The 17,567-nt window shown below is 56.3% G+C and carries 17 protein-coding genes; 11 read left to right on the plus strand and 6 right to left on the minus strand.

All coding sequences use genetic code 11. The features are described from left to right. Positions 1 to 282 precede the first annotated feature (282 nt). Entirely contained in the window at positions 283 to 1,707 is a 1,425-nt protein-coding gene (locus WDJ60_RS15390) for a sulfatase-like hydrolase/transferase (protein WP_340101523.1), read from the plus strand. 22 nt (positions 1,708 to 1,729) lie between these two features. Here WDJ60_RS15390 and WDJ60_RS15395 read toward each other — a convergent pair whose 3' ends face one another. After that, positions 1,730 to 3,160, minus strand: a complete 1,431-nt coding sequence (locus tag WDJ60_RS15395; protein WP_340101524.1) for an oligosaccharide flippase family protein — start codon at positions 3,158 to 3,160, stop codon at positions 1,730 to 1,732. A gap of 130 nt (positions 3,161 to 3,290) precedes the next feature. On the opposite strand from WDJ60_RS15395, the gene WDJ60_RS15400 reads away from it, so the two are divergent. From WDJ60_RS15400 to WDJ60_RS15410, 3 genes are all read left to right on the plus strand, one after another. Beyond that, positions 3,291 to 4,469: a glycosyltransferase gene (locus WDJ60_RS15400; protein ID WP_340101525.1), complete on the plus strand. Its 1,179-nt coding sequence runs from the start codon at positions 3,291 to 3,293 to the stop codon at positions 4,467 to 4,469. 312 nt (positions 4,470 to 4,781) lie between these two features. Beyond that, a complete protein-coding gene (locus WDJ60_RS15405; protein ID WP_340101526.1) occupies positions 4,782 to 6,014 on the plus strand; it encodes a sulfatase-like hydrolase/transferase in 1,233 nt (410 codons plus the stop codon). A 24-nt stretch (positions 6,015 to 6,038) separates the two neighbouring features. Further along, the gene (locus WDJ60_RS15410) at positions 6,039 to 7,004 is read left to right on the plus strand and encodes a hypothetical protein (protein WP_340101527.1); all 966 of its coding nucleotides are present in this window, start codon (positions 6,039 to 6,041) and stop codon (positions 7,002 to 7,004) included. Here the strand turns inward: WDJ60_RS15410 and WDJ60_RS15415 are convergent. Together WDJ60_RS15415 and aglG are read right to left on the minus strand one after the other, a co-directional pair. Then, positions 6,992 to 7,960: a glycosyltransferase family 2 protein gene (locus tag WDJ60_RS15415; protein WP_340101529.1), complete on the minus strand. Its 969-nt coding sequence runs from the start codon at positions 7,958 to 7,960 to the stop codon at positions 6,992 to 6,994. The two genes, WDJ60_RS15410 and WDJ60_RS15415, sit on opposite strands and share 13 nt — an antisense overlap. After that, entirely contained in the window at positions 7,957 to 8,889 is a 933-nt protein-coding gene (aglG, locus tag WDJ60_RS15420; RefSeq protein WP_340101530.1) for a glucosyl-dolichyl phosphate glucuronosyltransferase, read from the minus strand. Before aglG ends, WDJ60_RS15415 begins: the two co-directional genes overlap by 4 nt. Before the next feature lie 144 nt (positions 8,890 to 9,033). Between aglG and WDJ60_RS15425 the strand changes: the two genes are divergently transcribed. Together WDJ60_RS15425 and WDJ60_RS15430 are read left to right on the plus strand one after the other, a co-directional pair. Further along, complete coding sequence (locus WDJ60_RS15425) at positions 9,034 to 12,105, plus strand: oligosaccharyl transferase, archaeosortase A system-associated (protein WP_340101531.1); 3,072 nt, start codon at positions 9,034 to 9,036, stop codon at positions 12,103 to 12,105. A gap of 28 nt (positions 12,106 to 12,133) precedes the next feature. After that, positions 12,134 to 13,078: a DUF368 domain-containing protein gene (locus WDJ60_RS15430; RefSeq protein ID WP_417750468.1), complete on the plus strand. Its 945-nt coding sequence runs from the start codon at positions 12,134 to 12,136 to the stop codon at positions 13,076 to 13,078. 27 nt (positions 13,079 to 13,105) lie between these two features. Here the strand turns inward: WDJ60_RS15430 and cutA are convergent, their stop codons facing one another. Both cutA and WDJ60_RS15440 read right to left on the minus strand, forming a co-directional pair. Further along, positions 13,106 to 13,495, minus strand: a complete 390-nt coding sequence (gene cutA, locus WDJ60_RS15435) for a divalent-cation tolerance protein CutA (RefSeq protein ID WP_340101593.1) — start codon at positions 13,493 to 13,495, stop codon at positions 13,106 to 13,108. Further along, on the minus strand, positions 13,413 to 13,592 hold the full coding sequence (locus WDJ60_RS15440) for an HEWD family protein (protein ID WP_340101533.1): 180 nt from the start codon (positions 13,590 to 13,592) through the stop codon (positions 13,413 to 13,415). The genes cutA and WDJ60_RS15440 overlap by 83 nt, the downstream gene beginning before the upstream one ends. Positions 13,593 to 13,719: 127 nt before the next feature. Here WDJ60_RS15440 and WDJ60_RS15445 point away from each other — a divergent pair, with 127 nt between their 5' ends. After that, positions 13,720 to 14,196, plus strand: coding sequence for an Rpp14/Pop5 family protein (locus WDJ60_RS15445; RefSeq protein ID WP_340101534.1), 477 nt, complete (start codon positions 13,720 to 13,722; stop codon positions 14,194 to 14,196). A 2-nt stretch (positions 14,197 to 14,198) separates the two neighbouring features. Next, positions 14,199 to 14,975 (plus strand): archaeal proteasome endopeptidase complex subunit alpha, encoded by a 777-nt coding sequence (gene psmA, locus WDJ60_RS15450; RefSeq protein ID WP_340101535.1) that lies wholly within the window; start codon positions 14,199 to 14,201, stop codon positions 14,973 to 14,975. Between the two features lie 62 nt (positions 14,976 to 15,037). On the opposite strand, the gene WDJ60_RS15455 is transcribed toward psmA, so the two are convergent. Then, entirely contained in the window at positions 15,038 to 15,889 is an 852-nt protein-coding gene (locus WDJ60_RS15455) for a DUF4397 domain-containing protein (protein WP_340101537.1), read from the minus strand. A gap of 283 nt (positions 15,890 to 16,172) precedes the next feature. Here WDJ60_RS15455 and WDJ60_RS15460 point away from each other — a divergent pair, with 283 nt between their 5' ends. Genes WDJ60_RS15460 through WDJ60_RS15470 form a run of 3 tightly spaced genes read left to right on the plus strand, consistent with a single transcriptional unit; the run spans position 16,173 to position 17,558 of the window. Then, entirely contained in the window at positions 16,173 to 16,451 is a 279-nt protein-coding gene (locus tag WDJ60_RS15460; RefSeq protein ID WP_340101539.1) for an ArsR/SmtB family transcription factor, read from the plus strand. 52 nt (positions 16,452 to 16,503) lie between these two features. Continuing rightward, positions 16,504 to 16,785: a DUF8036 family membrane protein gene (locus WDJ60_RS15465; protein WP_340101541.1), complete on the plus strand. Its 282-nt coding sequence runs from the start codon at positions 16,504 to 16,506 to the stop codon at positions 16,783 to 16,785. 47 nt (positions 16,786 to 16,832) lie between these two features. Continuing rightward, complete coding sequence (locus WDJ60_RS15470; RefSeq protein WP_340101542.1) at positions 16,833 to 17,558, plus strand: ribosome assembly factor SBDS; 726 nt, start codon at positions 16,833 to 16,835, stop codon at positions 17,556 to 17,558. Positions 17,559 to 17,567 lie beyond the last annotated feature (9 nt).

Genomic DNA, 17,567 nt, shown 5'->3' on the forward strand with positions numbered 1-17,567 from the left:
TGTCCGAACCGGACTCTCGAACCGAATCCGCTGACTTCTCGTCACCGCATATCTTTCAGCCAGCGGACTCGGCTTGATTTCGTTGCTCACGCCCGCGCGGTGTCTTTATCAACTCGAAACGCGACAGTGATCTGTTAAATACTGGCATTCTCGTGGATAGCCGCAATTTGTGTTCTCTTGCTAGATGCTAAGAGTAGAGTCTCCAGACTATTTTTACTCCTTCTCAGAGGGTCACTATTTAACACGGCAGATTCTTTAGAATCCGAGTACAGTTGGATAACAATGAAACCTAATATCCTTTTAATAATTCTTGATAGTGTCAGAGCTAGAAACACAAGCCTCCACGGATATGAGGAAGAGACGACACCATTTCTTGAAACTCTCACCGCGGACGCTGAATGGTATCGACAGGCGCGCGCGCCGGGTATCCACAGTGTCGCAAGCCACGCCAGTATTTTTACTGGACACCATGTTGAGGAACACGGTATTATTCATCATGAGTCACAATTAGATCCGGAAGAAACAATCTGGTCGACACTTTCTGAAAGAGGATATGATACGGGTATATTCACGCCAAACACGGTTCTTACTGCATCCTCAAATCTTACTGCACCGTTTGAAACGGTCTATGGGCCGAAGCGGGACCCGAAACACCGATACTTTAAAACGGGCATCTCGCCGACAGACGTGGAGGGACACCAGACGAACCGGGAGTATCTGCTTCGGTGTCTAAAGAGTGATGCTCCACTCCGTTCAATTGCCAACGGATTCTACTTTATTACTGGCAACAGGGAAGAGTACGATCCGGCAGAAGAAGGTGCACCAGAGTATGTTGACGCATTCTTTGACTGGTCAGATGGGCGTGATCGATGGGCAGCGTGTCTGAACCTCATGGACGCCCACTATCCTTACCGGGCCGACGATGCATTTGAGTCCACGGGTGACAATGACCTCCTGGCTCTACACGACTCACTTACCTCACCCATCTCAAAAGAGATTGCAACGACGGACAGCTGGTGGAAGCTGGGGGCAATTGAGCGGTTGTACGATGACTGTATTAGACAGACTGATGCAGCTGTCGCGAATCTAGTTGAGGGACTACAAGAGCGTGGAGAACTAGATAACACACTCTTGATTGTTACTAGTGATCATGGTGATGGGTTCGGCGAATGGAGCCGTGTCGACCCAGACGTGCGGGCGGCCTACCATAGTTGGGGTATTCATGAGGTGGTAACCCATGTCCCTCTACTTGTGCACCACCCTGGAGCAGGCCCGACTGGACCCAACAACGACTTGGCTAGCCTCACTGAGTTCCCGTCCGTTGTCAAGACGACTCTAAACGAAGGGGTGGGGAGTTTCGCTGTTGAGGAGTATGCATTTACCTCAACCTATCGGTTGGAATCTCCCGAATTAATGCTTCCTGAAGAGTGTCTGCACCGTGAACGGTTCGCCGGGCCGTGGCGGGCAGTATACAAACAAGACGGTGATACGGTCCTGAAGTTCGCCACGCATGGCGACCGGTCGACAACCCTTCGTATCAGGGATGCACAGACCTCATACCGACTCAGTGAAACGGATGAGGATCCCAGCGCTCTTGTCCAGCAAATGTATGACAAGATGGAAGAGACAGACGTAGCGACTGATAGGGACAAGAAATTGTCTGATACCGTTGAAGATCAACTCGAAAGTCTTGGATACATCCGGTGAGATGAGTTATGTTGGTGATGCGCTAGCTACTTATCAAAGGCGCGTTCTCGATTACTACCTCTCTAAATTCTGCTGACAGTATCCAAAGGAATGAAAAGTAGGAGACAGCACCGACCCCGACGATTAGTCCAGTGGGAACGATCACATCGGTCGGCGGAAGTATTGTTTTGATAATCTCTTCAACCACTATAACGACTACACCCATACCGGTCGCGGCGATTATTTGGGTACCGATCCGACGGATCGGAAGAGAAATAATGACATGTCGACGGAGGATTATGTACCCGGTGACGAGGCTGATAACCGCGGAGGTAGCCGTCGCGACAGCAGCCCCTATGATGCCGAAGTTAGCGATCAGAACGATGTTTAATACCACGTTCGATCCGATAAGCACGCTGTTGACGGTAAACGCCTCGTCAGGTCGGTCGATCCCACTCAGAGCGTTAACTGTCTGTCGCTGATAGCCGTAGAACAAGACTGCGACAATAAGAATTGTCAGCACACGTGCTCCCTCAACGAATTCTGGCCCATAAACTCGTAGCAGACTCTCGCTCAGTAAGCCGCCACCGACAACGCCTGGAATAGTGAACAGTCCAGCATAAGCCATTGAGTCGGAGACCAACGAGGCTACTTGTGTATACTCGTCCTCACTTGAGAGTTTACTCAGTTCCGGGAACAGTGCCGAACTGATGGCATTGCTGAAAATGACCAAGAAGTTTGCCAGACTCCAAGTGATTCCGTAGATACCCACCAGCGAGTCCGGAACAAAAATGCCGAGAATGAGGATGTCTGCTTGATTGAATGTTTTTCCTTCAAGCCGTCCCATCCAAGCGTACTTTGCGTAATCGAACAGACTGTGAAAGTGATGGCGGCCGGGTAAAGTGTATGGTCCCCCGATAATGAAAAGACCGATTAAAACGACGATGATACCGCCAGCGGCGTACCCACCGACCAGTGCGAGTAGACCTAGTGATAATAGAACGCCACTAACTTGCAGAATGGTCCGAATCACACGACGGATAGGACGGAGTATGGCGTAGATGTGGACTAAGTGATATCCTTGCAGTACCGAATCAACGTACGTACCAGCGACACCGACCAAAAGCAGAAGAACAACGTAATCAATGTTCTGGACGCTGAACAGTCGGACAACAAATCCCTCTCCGAGAATCAGCACCACGACAATTATACTCGTCAACGTGGCGATACAGAGTCCGCCAGCAATCTTATATGCACCACGATCAGTACCCTCACTGAGACGCTTTGTGATCGCACTTTCAAATCCGAGAGTGCCAACTAACGCAAGCCAGGCTACGATTGAGAGCAAGAGATAGTATGTTCCGAGAACCTCAGCCCCGAGGAGACGCGCGAACAGAATCGTCGCGACAAAGCCTGCTATCGATGAAACAAACTTTGAAATGAACGTGATGAACGACGTTTGTCCGATTCGCATCAGGAGTGAGTTAAACGACGATCAGCAGCGGCTTATAACAGGCGATTTTAGGGAACGATGACGATCCAGAACTCGTTACCGAATCGTTTTACTGCATAGTTCTTCTGTATCGAATATATCATTCATTACAATGACCCGGATTCTGGTTGCTCCTGTCGACGCTCATATTTCAAACCGCGAATATGGAAAAAGCTACAACATCCTGAACAATTTGGGGGAGTCCAAAGTCAGAGTTGATGCTTACGTTGGGGAGGAACTCACGCCCATCGAAGCCGAAAATGTCCATGTCCATGAATTTCACACACGAAATCGGTTGAAATATTACGGTAAATCGTTTCAGAAGGTCGCCAGGGAACTGCGCTCAGGGACCGTTGACGTGTATCATCACATGAATCTCAGCTATCGCTGGTTTAACCCGGTTCTCTTGGCTGGGGTAGGTAGTGATATTCCAACTGTCGTCGGGCCTTGTCAGGCTGGACACGAAATCTTCGCGGAGGAATTTAATCTTATTTTTTCCAAGGCGTTTGGCGTCGATACTCCCCGCACACTGAGCGATCCACTCTATGACGCGTTTAATGCGACTCGTGATAGTATGATTGACCCTGTCCGGATGGCGCTGTTCCAGCGTACACTAGAGGCAGCTGATCGGATCATTGTCGTTCACGAGGATGCAAAAGATACGTACGCCAAATACGTCGATGAAACGAAAATTGATGTGATTCCCTTAGGCGTTGATCCCGATATTTTCGAGTTCCGGCCACGGAAGGAGACGCACGATCTCGTCGCGATTGGACGACTGAAACGACGGAAAGGGTACGACGTGCTGTTCAAGGCACTACCAAAGGTCATTGAATCGTTTCCAGACACACACCTCCACGTATTCGGGGAAGGTCCCGCGGAACCGACGCTCAAAGGATTGGCTCGCGAACTTGGCGTCAACAATCACATAACCTTTCATGGGTACGTTGAACAGTCGGTTGTTCGGGAATATCTTGAACGAGCGCGGGCGTTTGTTCATCCTTCCAGATCGGAGAGTTTCTCGCTGGTTCGGCTTGAGGCGATGGCAGTTGGCTGTCCGGTCGTCGTGACCGATGTTTCGGGAGCCAAAGAGATGGTAAACGATGGTGATGTCGGGTTCGTGGTTCCCACTGAATCACCAGGTGCTATCGCTGAAGCCGTACTAAAACTTATATCAGACTTCGATCTGGCGACAGCCATGGGCGAGAGGGCACGCGAGCGTATCGAGGTGAAATATGACTGGCGCGACATTGGCTCACAATACCTTGATGTGTACAATTCAATCCACTAAATGGTACTGTCTATCGTAACAACTGAAACGATTTACACATCAACCGCACCGCAATCGTGCGGTTGTATGTGCAATGGCTTTCGGTGGCTACTATAATTCTGAATCTCCTCAGCGGGCGTTCATCTATCGGGCGTCTGGTTTGGCCGTTTATGATTGTAGCAGACTCTGAAGAACTTGCACCGAATATTTAAGAACCTTGGCTAATCATTTGTTAGCTCTGCATAGTCTCGGAGTTGTTTTGTATCCTTACCACCGGCGGATAGAGGATGGTGGAAACGTCAAGCCTTTGCTGAGTCCGATATAATCGTTTGTATGGACAATCTCTTTCTCGTCTGTGTGGACTGCCTCCGGCGTGACTTCATTAACGGACCGCATGCATTGACGCCGTTTATTGACGAACGGGTCGATTCTGGAACATTCTTCGAATCGATGTATGCCACGGCGACGACGACGACGCCAGCCGTCGCTAGCGTCCACACGGGCTGTTATTCCGAAACAAATGGGGTACACTCACTACGGAATGTCGATTTGGATTCCGACGTTACGACACTCGCAAGTGAACTGTCTGATGCTGGCTATCAGACGATCGGACTCACAACGGGGCCGCTGGACCCCAAGACAGGACTTGATCGTGGGTTCGATGAATATCACTTTCGGGACGCCGAAGACGACCTGTTCTCATCGTGGTTCGAGACTGCACGTAAGCGGATCAACAGACTAGAAGAACCATTCTTTATGTATCTTCATCTCTGGGAAATCCACCATCCGATTGAGACTCCCGAGGCGTTCGATAATCCTGCATATGGATCAACGCCGTACGGCCGAACGCTGTCAGCACTTGACCACAAACTAGAGGAACTCAGCGAACTATTGCCAGCGGATACCGTGTGGGCTCTCTACGGTGATCATGGCGAGAGTATCTCAACCCGGAATAACTACCCGATCAAGGCTCTCAAATTCCTCCGAGATAAGATTCGGTTTGACTGGGGTATCGATACCAGTACCGTGACAGAGCCACTTGATCGTTTCCTCAGCTCCCGTCTTTCTACGTTCCCAGATCACGCCCTTGAAGACGGGCATGGACAGTGCGTTTACGACTTTACGAGTAACGTTCCATTCGTCTTGGACGGTGTCGACATTCCAGACGAGCATGTATCCGAGCAGGTGCGACAAATAGATATTTTCCCGACGCTCCTGGAATTACTCAACGTTGCATACGACGAGGCAGCCATCGACGGTGAATCGCTTCTTCCAACCTCTGATGTTGAGGAACGTGTGGCTTACACTCGTGGCTGTGGTGAAGCTCTCCGCGACAAGACAAACTGGATACGCTCTGTTCGGGTAGATGGCCAGAGGTACATTGAATTTCCAAACCGAGAGGACTGGAATCCGAAATGTTATGATCTCGATGCGGATCCCTGGGAACTCGATCCACTCCGTGAGTACGATCGTGAACGCTTCGAACAGGCATTTCCGTCCTCTGATTTGGAAACGGCAGATACAATCAACATCGATGAACGTTTGCGAGATTTAGGATATCTTTAGGTCGGTACGTATTTGGGGGCTGGTATGAAACTGTTTACCGTGAGTCTCCGATACGCGCTCTCGGAAATACGAAAGCACGGTCTCGACCGGACGTGGTGGCGGCGTCGGTTTCTCACACACGTCGTCAGCCGCTACTACGAATTCATCGGGCACGAGGGGACCCCAGTTACCGCCGATGACTGGGACAACCTGCTCGTGCTCGACGCCTGTCGCTACGACCTGTTCACTGAGGCGTTCAACGATTCAGATCTCCCAGGGATCCTCGAAAAGCGCCGGTCTGTCGATTCGGCGACACCCGGGTTTCTTGAGGGCACGTTCGGTGAGGGTACCTATCACGACACTGTGTACGTTACGGCGAACCCGTACGTTCGCCTCCTGCTTGATGACGATACATTCCACGCCGTCGTTGATGTGTGGGAAGACGACTGGGATGACGAATATAATACCGTCTTTCCTGATGTGCTTGCCGAACGGGCGTTGTCTGCGGCTGAACGTTACTCTGACAAACGACTTATTATACATTTTATTCAACCGCATTATCCATTCGTTGGCGATGTTCAGATAGGCGAACCTAGTGATTTTACCATTCGAGACCACGCTCTAGGCAATGACGACGCCGTTGCTGAGTCTTTGACACCGTTCGAACGACTTGAGCGGGGCGAACTGGATCACAACGCTGTCTGGGAGGCATATTTATCAAACCTCAAACTCGCATTTCCCGCTGTCCGTCGGCTTATGTATAACCTACGCGGGAAGACTGTAGTTACTGCTGACCACGGAAACGCTCTAGGAGAACGTGCTAGTCCGTTTCCCATTCGGGTGTATGGTCATCCCTTAGGAATCAAAATACCCGCACTAACAGATGTCCCGTGGCTCAAGCATCAAAATGGCGATCGGAAGCCCATCACGGCGGAGCCACCGACCGCTGAGTGCCGAGATGTCGATACAGAGACACAAGAGCGACTTCGATCGCTCGGTTATACCGAGTGAGTTCGTTGGTTGTGGATTGAGCGGTAGACTTTTTCCACAACGTTGATTATTTGTTCTGGCATAAACGAGATCCCAAGCAGCGCCCACAGTGTCGGCGTGACAGGCGCAATACTTAGACCTTCTCGACAGGCCTTTTTAGATTTTTCAGGTCGTCCGTATCGGAGTAACTCCTGAGCCATCTCAGTATGGAACGATACTCGTTCTTTAGCTGACATCTCCTCATAGACAATGTCGACACCAGACTCTCTTAAGTCGTCAATAGACAGGTTCGTCTCGCCCCGGATCCGACGCCGGGCAAACCATCCATATAGCTTGACAGTCCGAAGCTGTGCCCCATAGATGCTTTGGTCGTGGACGCGAAGACCGTACAGCGGTGTCTGAATGTTTTGAACAGGGTACTTGGTGGCGAGTCGGAGCCATAAATCATAGTCCTCGGTATATTTAAATCCAGTGTTGTACCCACCCACATTGAGCACTGTGTCCCGGCGGAACATCACACTTCCATGAACGAACCGATTTTTTTCGAGTAACGAGTTGAAATCTGGTTCTGCTGGCGGGATACGCGTTGCACGCTTTGATCCATCTGATGACAGCAGATCGACTGCGGTACCGACCAGTGCAACGGTGGGGTTAGAATTGAGTGCGTCTACTTGTCGTGCAAACCGTTCTGGGTAGGATAGGTCGTCAGCGTCCTGTCTGGCGATATAAGGACCACATGCACGTTCGATACCGTAATTTAATGCACCGGGAAGTCCATCCTCAGGATCTTCGCGAACGAACAGTCGCACATCATTACGGTCTTCAAGATACTCAACTGTCCCATCGGTCGATCCATCATCGACGGCTATAATCTCGAAGTCCTCGAACGTTTGTTGGTTGAGACTTTCAATACAGGTGTCGATATGTGACTTGGCATTGTATGTTGGGAGGAGAACGCTAACCTGTGGGTCGCTCATCGATATTTTGTCACCCCGTACAGATATCCGGCTCCCACGATCACGGTGAAAATGAGTGTCATAACAAACTGTGATACCGCTTCAAAACTTGGACTCGTCAGTCGGGTCAATCGTCCAGGAATGTAGTTGGTTACTAGTTGTGTCAGGAAATATGATTCTTCCCCACCCGATTCCGGAACAAGCGTCTCCATCCCACGCTTCGAATACCCTTGCCAGAACGCTCTGTCCAGCAACCATCCTAACTTTGTCCGATACTCGAATACCTTGTGAGCGACCTCTGCTTGCGGATTGTAGTACACGCCATAGCTATACTCCTCGCGCAGACGCGCACACAGTTCCGTCTCACCACCCTGTAGATTAGCATCGCCCTGACGACCACCGATATCGGTGTCAAAGCCACCGAGGTCGAGGAACACCTCCCGCCGAAAGGAGATGTTCGACCCAAAGGTGTTGCGAACCTCACCTGCCAGTTCCGGATCGCCATCGGGTCCAAATCCACGGTGCGTCACCCCGACAAGCCAATAAAACTCTTCGGGGAGAAAATCGGGCTTTCCAGCCACCCACGCCGGTGTCATCTTCCCGCCGGCTGCAGGCACGTCTTTAGTTTCGTACACCTCGGCCAGCTGGGCGACCCACTCCTCTTCGGCGATGGCGTCGTCGTCCATGAAAGCGACCACGTCCCCGTTAGCAACTTCCGCGCCAGCGTTACGAGCGCCGAGCAACCCGACGTTCTCGTCCAGGCAATGAACGAGAACACTGTCGACATCACCGTAATTGTCGCGCATGTACTCGCAGACGGTTTCATTGCCGTCGCTGACGAGAACGATTTCGGTATCGTCGTAGGTCTGTCCGAGCAAACTCTCGACTGCCTCTCGGAAGTCTTCATACCGGTCCATCGAGTGCTCGCAGACGACGACTGAAACGCGCACAGTGTGTGATGGACGACCCCGGCAAATAGGCGTTTCTGTTGCTTGTTCGAATCAGCAAACCGAACCACGGGAAAGCGGTCAGAAGAGCTGTCGTCGCAACTGAATACATAAGGCTTATGCACGCACTGGGATTCTGCACGCGTAATGAGTAACTGGCGCGAACAGTTCGAAGGCGAATCTGGCTTTGGCGCTTTCACGGCGTTGCTCGGCCAGTACTACCACTACGTCGTAGTCGCCTTTCTGCTCGTCTTCGCGTTTTGGAATCGCGCGCGCAACTGGGGGAGATACGTCGTCGACGGGACGATTCTCTTCCGGGGAAACGACCCGTGGTATCACTACCGGTCGACGCAGTACACGGTCAACAACTTCCCGGAGACGATGCCGTTCGAGGTGTGGACCCAGTTCCCGATCGGAACTGCCCCCGCGCAGTTCGGCACGTTCTACGACCAGTTGATGGCAACGATTGCCCTCGTCGTCGGACTCGGAAACCCGAGTGACGAACTGGTCCGACAGGTCGTCCTCATCTCTCCGGCATTGTTCGGCGCACTCGTCATCGTCCCCGCGTACTTCATTGGGCGTCGACTTGGCGGGCGCTTCGCCGGCGTGATGGCCGCAGCAATCATCGCCCTGGCTCCTGACGGATTGCTCACCCGCTCGGTCGCAGGATTCTCCGACCACCACGTCGCCGAGGCGCTGTTCATGTCGCTTGCTGTCCTCGCCGTCATGGTCGCTCTCTCCGTCGCCCAGAAGGAGAAACCCGTGTACGAACTCCTGCTCGACCGCGAGTTCGATGCGCTCCGCGGGCCGCTGGGATACTCGATACTCGCCGGAGTCGCTATCGCGATGTACCTCTGGACATGGCCACCAGGTGTGCTGCTTCTCGGTATTCTGGGTGTGTTCTTCCTCATTCATCTCTCCGCAGAAGTCGTCCGAGGGAAGAGCCCAGAACACACCGCGATGGTCGGCGTCGTTTCGCTGAGCGTGGCAGGGCTGTTACAACTCCCGAGTCTCGCGACGCTCGATATTTCGGCAACTTCGCGGTCGCTGCTCCAACCCGGACTCGCCTTCGCCGTCGCCTTCGGCTGTGTGTTCATGTCCTGGCTGTTCCGTCAGTGGGAAGCCCGAGACCTCTCGAACATCGGCTATCCGGGTGCAATCGCGGGTATCATCGTCGTCGGCGCAGGATTGATGGCACTCGTCCTCCCGGACCTCTTCAGCTACTTCGTCGATCAAGTGCTGCGCGTCGTCGGCTTCCAGACGTCACCGACGGCCGGCACCGTCGGTGAAGCCCAGCCGCTCGACGACCCGTCCACGCTGTACTCGTACTACCGGCTCGCGATATTCGCGGCCGTTGCTGGCGTGGGTATCATCGTCGCAAGACAGCTTGCGTCGGCGGACGCGCCGGCAGAGAATCTCCTGGTGGCTATCTGGTTCGTATTCATGATCGCCGCGACGTTTACCCAGGCTCGTTTCTCGTACTACCTCGCGGTCCCGGTCGCGGGCCTAACTGCCGTCGCGGTCGGTGAAGTGATGCGGTTCATCCCTCGCGTCGAAAACATTTCGACGGTCGAGCCGTATCAGGTGATGACCGTCATCTCGGTCATTCTCATCGTACTCGCGCCGATGTTCCTCGGTGCTGGTGCGAGTGTGGGCGTGCAGGCGATGGACACGTCCGATCGCGCACAGAGCCCTGGTGCTGGTATCGTGGGCTGGTCAGACGGACTCGACTGGATGTCGAACAACACGCCGGAAGTCGGCCAGTACGGCAATCCCGACGGTGACACGATGGATTACTACGGCACGTATGGCCGCACCGACGATTACGACTATCCGGAGGGGTCCTACGGCGTGATGTCGTGGTGGGACTACGGCCACTGGATTACGGTCGAAGGTGAACGGATACCGGTCGCCAACCCGTTCCAGCAGAATGCCAGGGAAGCAGCGAAGTTCCTGACAGCACAGAACGAGAGCCGGAGCGAGCAGGTGCTGAACAACATCGACGAAGACGACGCGCAGACGCGCTACGTCATGGTCGACTGGAAGATGGCCGAGACGGAGACGCAGGCTCGTGGGAAGTACTTCGCGCCGCTTCGGTTCAACCCCAACACCACCCGGTCGGACTTTTACACTCGCGTCGCGTCGACCGAGAATCTCCAGCAGCAGGGACTGCTCCAGGGCACGGATATCATTCGACAGAAACAGCCCTACTACAACTCCACTGCGGTTCGATTGTACCGCTACCACGGGAGTTCGATGGAGCCACAGCCCTGGGTGCTCGACTGGCAGGGGGCAGAACGCGCCCTCGGAAATGGTGATACGTTCGTGAGTCCGCCGGCCGACGGGCAGCCGATCAAACGGTTCCAGAGCATGCAACAGGCCGAAGCATACGTCGAAAACGACTCCACGGCCCAGATCGGCGGCTTCGGACCGTACCCACAGGAACGCGTTCCCGCCATGGAGAACTACCGTCTCGTCCACATGAGCGAGAACAGCGGCCTGCAGGGTCGACTCTCACAGGTGTTCACGCGCGACGCGAACACGGGTGGGTTCCTCGGGTCGCTCGGCATCTCGGCGAACGCGAGCCAGCAGGAACTCCAGCAAGCTGCAATCGACGGGCTGTATCCGAACACGCCGGCGTGGCTCAAAACGTTCGAACGCGTGCCGGGAGCCACGATCGAGGGGTCGGGCGCGGCACCCAACAGCAGCCTGCGCTTGCAGGTGGAACTCGATCCTGCCAACGGTGAGACGTTCAACTACACCCAGCAGGTGACGGCCGACGAAGACGGTAGTTTCACCGCGACGGTCCCCTACGCGAGCACTGGCTACGACGCGGTTGGGGTCGACGACGGCTACACGAACACCAGTGTCCGCGCGACAGGACCCTACCAGATTGCGTCCTCACCGACGTTCGAGAACGGGAACATCACACAGTACACTGGGACCGCCAACGTCTCCGAATCGGCAGTCGTCGGTGCGGACGACTCGCCGGTTCAGGTGACACTGGACGAACAGTCCCAGGAGATCGACCTCGGTGATGGGAACGATACCGACGGGACGGACAGCAATACGACTGACGGGAACACAACTGACGACAACACTACGGACGGGTCGACCGACGACAGCGGAACGACCGGCGACACGAACAGCACGTCCGGTGGGAGCGCACAGCAATCACTGACTGCAGACACCGCACCCACCACAATCCGTGCCGACTGATACGACATCCGAAGAGGAAGCGACACCGATGCACGCGTCGGCAGGCGTCCGTGCGTGGCTTACCATCTATCTCAAAGGGCTGGCGATGGGGGCGGCTGACTCCGTTCCCGGCGTTTCCGGCGGGACAATCGCTCTCATATCGGGCATTTACGAGCGACTCATCGACGCGCTGACTGCGCTCGACCCGCGTGTCCTCCAGCAGGTTCCTGACCTCGACAGCCCGGATGGTCGGCGGCGATTTGTTGCCGAACTGCAGCGCATGGACGTGGTCTTCTTGGTGGTGCTGGGACTCGGAGTGGCGACGTCCATTGTGACCATCTCACGAGTCGTTCACGTAGCGCTCGAGATAGCGCGCCCACAGACGTTCGCCTTCTTTTTCGGACTGATAGCGGCCTCTGCCGTCGTCCTCTACGACCAACTGTCCCTCGAAACCCCGCTCCAGATTGGTGCGGCCGTCACCGGTTTCCTCCTCGCCTTTTTCGTGACTGGCATCTCCAACGGAACGGGCTTCGGACACGCACTGCCACTCGTCTTCGTCGCCGGTGCTGTCGCCATTTCGGCGATGGTGTTGCCCGGTATCTCCGGGGCGTTTCTGCTCATTCTCTTCGGGCAGTACGAGTATCTAACCGGCGTGTTGACCGACCTGGTCGACGGACTACTGGCGTTCGGTGCCGACGACCTGCTCTCGAACGTCGTCGTCGTCGCGACCTTCGGCTGCGGGGCAGTTCTCGGACTCTTTACCGTTGCACACGCAGTCAACTGGGCGCTCGAGGAGTACCGGGAGGCGACGATTGCCTTCCTCGTCAGCCTGATGGTCGGCTCACTCCGGCTGCCTGTCGTCGAAGTAGTTAGCGGGGTCGACGCGACTGCGCTCGCTGGTGTGACGACGGCGCTGGGAGCTGCGCTTGTCGGTGCCGTCGCCGTCCTCCTGCTCGATTACTACACCGAGGATCTCTCGACCGTCGCGGCTTGACGTGAGATGGGGCTGGGGTGATGACCCTTAGTCGACGCTGTCCGCGCGCCAGTCGGCAAACGCCGGGAGAACCTGGTCTTCTTCGAACTGTTCGATGCAGGGCACGTCGTATGGGTGAAGTTCTCCGATGCGGTCGGTGAGACGCTCTACGGCATCGCTCGTCGTCTTCACCAGCAGAATGACTTCGCTGTCCCGGTGAACCGACCCCTCCCAGCGATACGTCGAGTCACAGGGGACGGCATTGACACAGGCGGCCAGCCGTTCCGAGACCAGTTGGCCCGCGATGTCGTCGGCCGCCGACTCCGGGACGGTAACGTAGACCGTGACCAGACGGCTACTCGGGAACAGGGTTGTACGACCCGTTGATGTCCCACTCGTGGAGGCAGTGAGGACGACCGTGCTGTGGTTCGCCGTCAGCGTCGGCTACGACCCACTTCTGCTCACGCTCGCTCCAGACATCCATCCGACCACACCGCTCGCAGACGCGCTTGTCCGGGGGGACGACTTCGATCATAGTCAACCGTTGGCTGTCGGGGGTCTTGAACTCCTCGGCACGCACTGACAGGCATGGTTTGGCGTGTGCCTACGCTGTCCGTGTTCGGAACGCACCGTTAATACCGATGTCAGCCGAAGACGGCGGTATGAAACACCTCCCGAAGCATCTCCGTCCACGCTGGCGGTATCTCGCTGTCGGTATCGAGTCGTGGCCCGATGCGACGATCGACCGCGGCTCCTTCCAGCGGCAACTCTGGTACGCGGCCCAGAATCTCGTCGGGGACGTGGGGAGTGCAGCCGTCGACCTGACGGTACTCTCGTTTTCGTTCGCTGACGGGCGGGGGAGCGCTATCGTGAGAGTACGGCGTAGTGAAGTCGATCGGGCGCGTGCGGTGCTCGCCAGTTTGGATCGCGTCGATGGGCGCGATGTGGGCATCCGAGTTCGCGGCGTCAGCGGGACGGTACGCGCCTGTGAAGAAAAGTATATGGGGCGCGGACCGAAAACCCCAGAGAAGAGAGACGTCGTGTTTCGTAACGCCGAGCAGACCGCCCACGTCGGACCGGCGCGCGTCGACGTGGAGACTGACTCGGCGTTCGCGGGCGCGACGACGCTCGATATCTAACTATGCAGGGACAAAACCAACAGCAGGCCTACGACCGCGGGATCACCATCTTCTCCCCGGACGGACGCCTCTATCAGGTCGAGTACGCCCGCGAAGCCGTCAAGCGCGGGACCGCGAGTATCGGCGTTCGAACACCCGAGGGCGTCGTGCTCGCCGTCGACAAGCGCATCCGCTCGCCGCTGATGGAGCGCGACAGCGTCGAGAAGATTCACAAAGCCGACGACCACATCGGCATCGCAAGCGCCGGTCACGTCGCCGACGCTCGCCAACTCATCGACTTCGCCCGCCGCCAGGCGCAGGTCAACGAACTCCGCTACGGCGAACCCGTCGGCGTCGAGACGCTGACCAAGGAAGTCACCGACTACATCCAGCAGTACACGCAGGTCGGTGGCGCGCGGCCCTTCGGTGTCGCGCTCATCATCGCCGGCATCGCAGACGGCGAACCCAAGCTCTACGAAACCGACCCCTCGGGAACGCCCTACGAGTGGAAGGCACTCGCGGTCGGTGCCGACCGCGGGGACATCCGGGAGTACCTCGAAGAGAACTACGCCGACGATATGAGTCTCGACGACGGTATCCGCCTCGCGCTCGAATCACTCGCTTCCGTCAACGACGACGAACTCCGACCGGAAGGCATCGGCGTCGCCACTATCGACACGGAAACCGAGATGTTCCACGAACTGACTGAAGAGGAACGCGAGGGGTATCTCGAGGAGTTCGAGCTGCTCGCCCCGGAAGAAGCAGTCGAAGAGACTGAAGAAGACGACGACGAAGCGTAATCGGCGTCTCCGTCCGTCGTTTTTTGTAGTGTCGGATGGTGAGTTGCGTCAGCCGGGAACTATCAGTTACTGCTGTCCTGTGCCACAATGAGGTCGAACCCGGTGTCGGCGGGTTCGTCGTCCGGCGAGAGGTAGCCGGCCGCGAACGCGGTGTACACCGTGCCGCCGTTGAGACTCACGTCGAAGTCCGCCACCACCTCACCGTCGTTGCTGTCGGTGTCGCCGCGAATCTCGACGGTGTAGTCGTTGGCTTCGACGGTTGTGTATCCGGACTGACCGTACTCGACGCCGTCGAACAGCACGACATCGCCGCCGGCGGCCGTGATATCGACAGCCGGTGCGTCCGGTGAGACGTGGACTGCCCGGAGTCGGGCCTCGTCGCCGCCGACGTCGGAGTTGTCGTCTTCGAGTACCAGCGGTTCGAAGGGCTGGTCCGCGTCGTCGCCGATTTCCCCGCTCGCCGCGATAGTGTAATCCGAATCGCCTTCGACCGGCACGCCGCCGCTGAAGACGGACGTATCGGGGTCGCCTGCGGCAGTGATTTCGATCTGTCGCTCGCCGGCCGGCACTTCGAGGTAGTCGCTGACCGTTCCAAAAGGAACGTCGGACAGCACCGGGTCGTCGCTGTCGACGTACACGTCGACGTTCGGAGCGTTCGGCGACATGTGAGCGACGCGGACGTTGGCGGATTCGGATGGCGTCTCGTCCATTCCGTCTTCAGTCTCCGTTTCGTCATCCATCCCCTCGTCTTCGGTCTCTGTCTCTTCGTCCATTCCGTCGTCGTCCATCCCGCCGCCGTTCTCTGTCTCGGTCTCTGTCCCGTCGCCGTTCCCGCCACAGCCAGCCAGCGCGACTGTCGAGGCTGCACCGATTCCGAGGAGAATCTGCCGCCGTGATCGTGGGTTGTCTGCCATATCCAGTCCGTTCTGGGTATGACATACAATTAACAATTTTCGTGAATTAGACTCAATTCTCTCGCAACTGTCTCGCAACTGAGTCGCTGTGGGGGTGAATTTGAGTCCAAATTACCAAAACCCCTATTCGGACTAGCGGGAAACAAGCAAGATGTGAGCGCGGGTGTTTCCCGGCAGTTGTCGCGGTTACGGTCCGCCCTCCGGCGTCTGGAGACGTGGTCCCGGGTAGTGCCCCACTATATACCAACGGGTTATTTCCTGACGGAGAGCGTCTGCTGTGGATATGGAGGCGGTACTCTGGCAGACGCTCGCGGGTACCCGTGGGGGCCCGAACAGAGTCCGCATCCTCGATGCACTCGACGAACGGCCGCGGAACGCCAACCGACTGGCCGACGACCTGGACCTGGCGTACAACACCGTCAGACACCACCTCGACGTGCTCGAAGACAACGAGATCGTCACCAGCACCAGCGAGGACTACGGTACGGTGTACCTGCCCAGCGACAGAGCACGGACCAACTGGGAGACGATTCAGGATATTATTTCGCAGGTGGACTCATGAGACAGACAACGGACTTCAACCGACCGGGAGCGACGACGAGTGGGGAGCGACGATGACAGTAGTGCTCGACATCGCACGACTTGCAGCGGGTATCAACATCGTGTTGCTCACGGCGCTCATCGCGCTGTGGGCGCGCCTCTATCGCGAGATTCGCTCGACGTTCACGCTCGGCTCTATCCTCTTTGCCGGCTTCTTGCTCGCGGAAAACGCCGTTGCACTCTGGTTTTATTTCACTACCCCGGCGCTGCCGGCAGTCGCCGTCGAGGTGATGATGGTCCTCCAGGTGCTGGAAGTGCTCGGCATCGCGACGCTCCTGTACATCACAGCGCAGTGACTTGCGATTCGGAAACACCTTTCACCCGGGCCGGACTACACCGACGTATGATATCGCTTGACGAGGCGGTGACAGCTCGCCTCGAATCCCACGGGGAGCGGTTCGAGGTTCTCGTTGACCCGGATGCTGCGCTGGCTATCAAACGAGACGAGTTCGACGGTGACCTGGAAGATGTCATCGCTGCAGAAGACGTCTTCGAAGACGCAGCACGCGGGGACCGTCCTGCCGAGTCTGCACTCGAAGACGTCTTCGGAACCACAGACCCGATGGAAATCATCCCGGAAGTCATCAAACGCGGTGAGATTCAGATTACCGCAGAGCAGCGCCGGGAGATGCAAGAACAGAAGCGAAAACAGCTCATCAACCGCATCACGCGAAACGCGGTCAACCCGCAGATGGACGATGCGCCCCATCCACCCGAACGAATCAAGAGCGCGCTCGAAGAGACCGACTTCCGCGTCGACCCGATGGAGCCAGTCGAGAGCCAGGTGGACGAAGCACTCGACGCACTCCGGCCGGTCATCCCGATTCGGTTCGACACGGTCACGGTTGCGGCGCAGATTCCCGCAGACTATGCTGGCAGCGCGCAGGCACAGATTCGACAGTTCGGTGACCTCGAACGCGAAGAGTGGCAACCCGACGGCTCCTGGATCGGCGTCATTGAGTTTCCCGCAGGTCTGCAAAACGAGTTCTACGATCTCGTGAACGAACTCTCCAGTGGCGAGGCAGAAACACGGATGGTCAGAGACGAGGACGACATCGACACGCGATAACGAAAGAAG

It is taken from the genome of Salinibaculum salinum (assembly GCF_037645885.1).
Lineage (GTDB): Archaea > Halobacteriota > Halobacteria > Halobacteriales > Haloarculaceae > Salinibaculum > Salinibaculum salinum.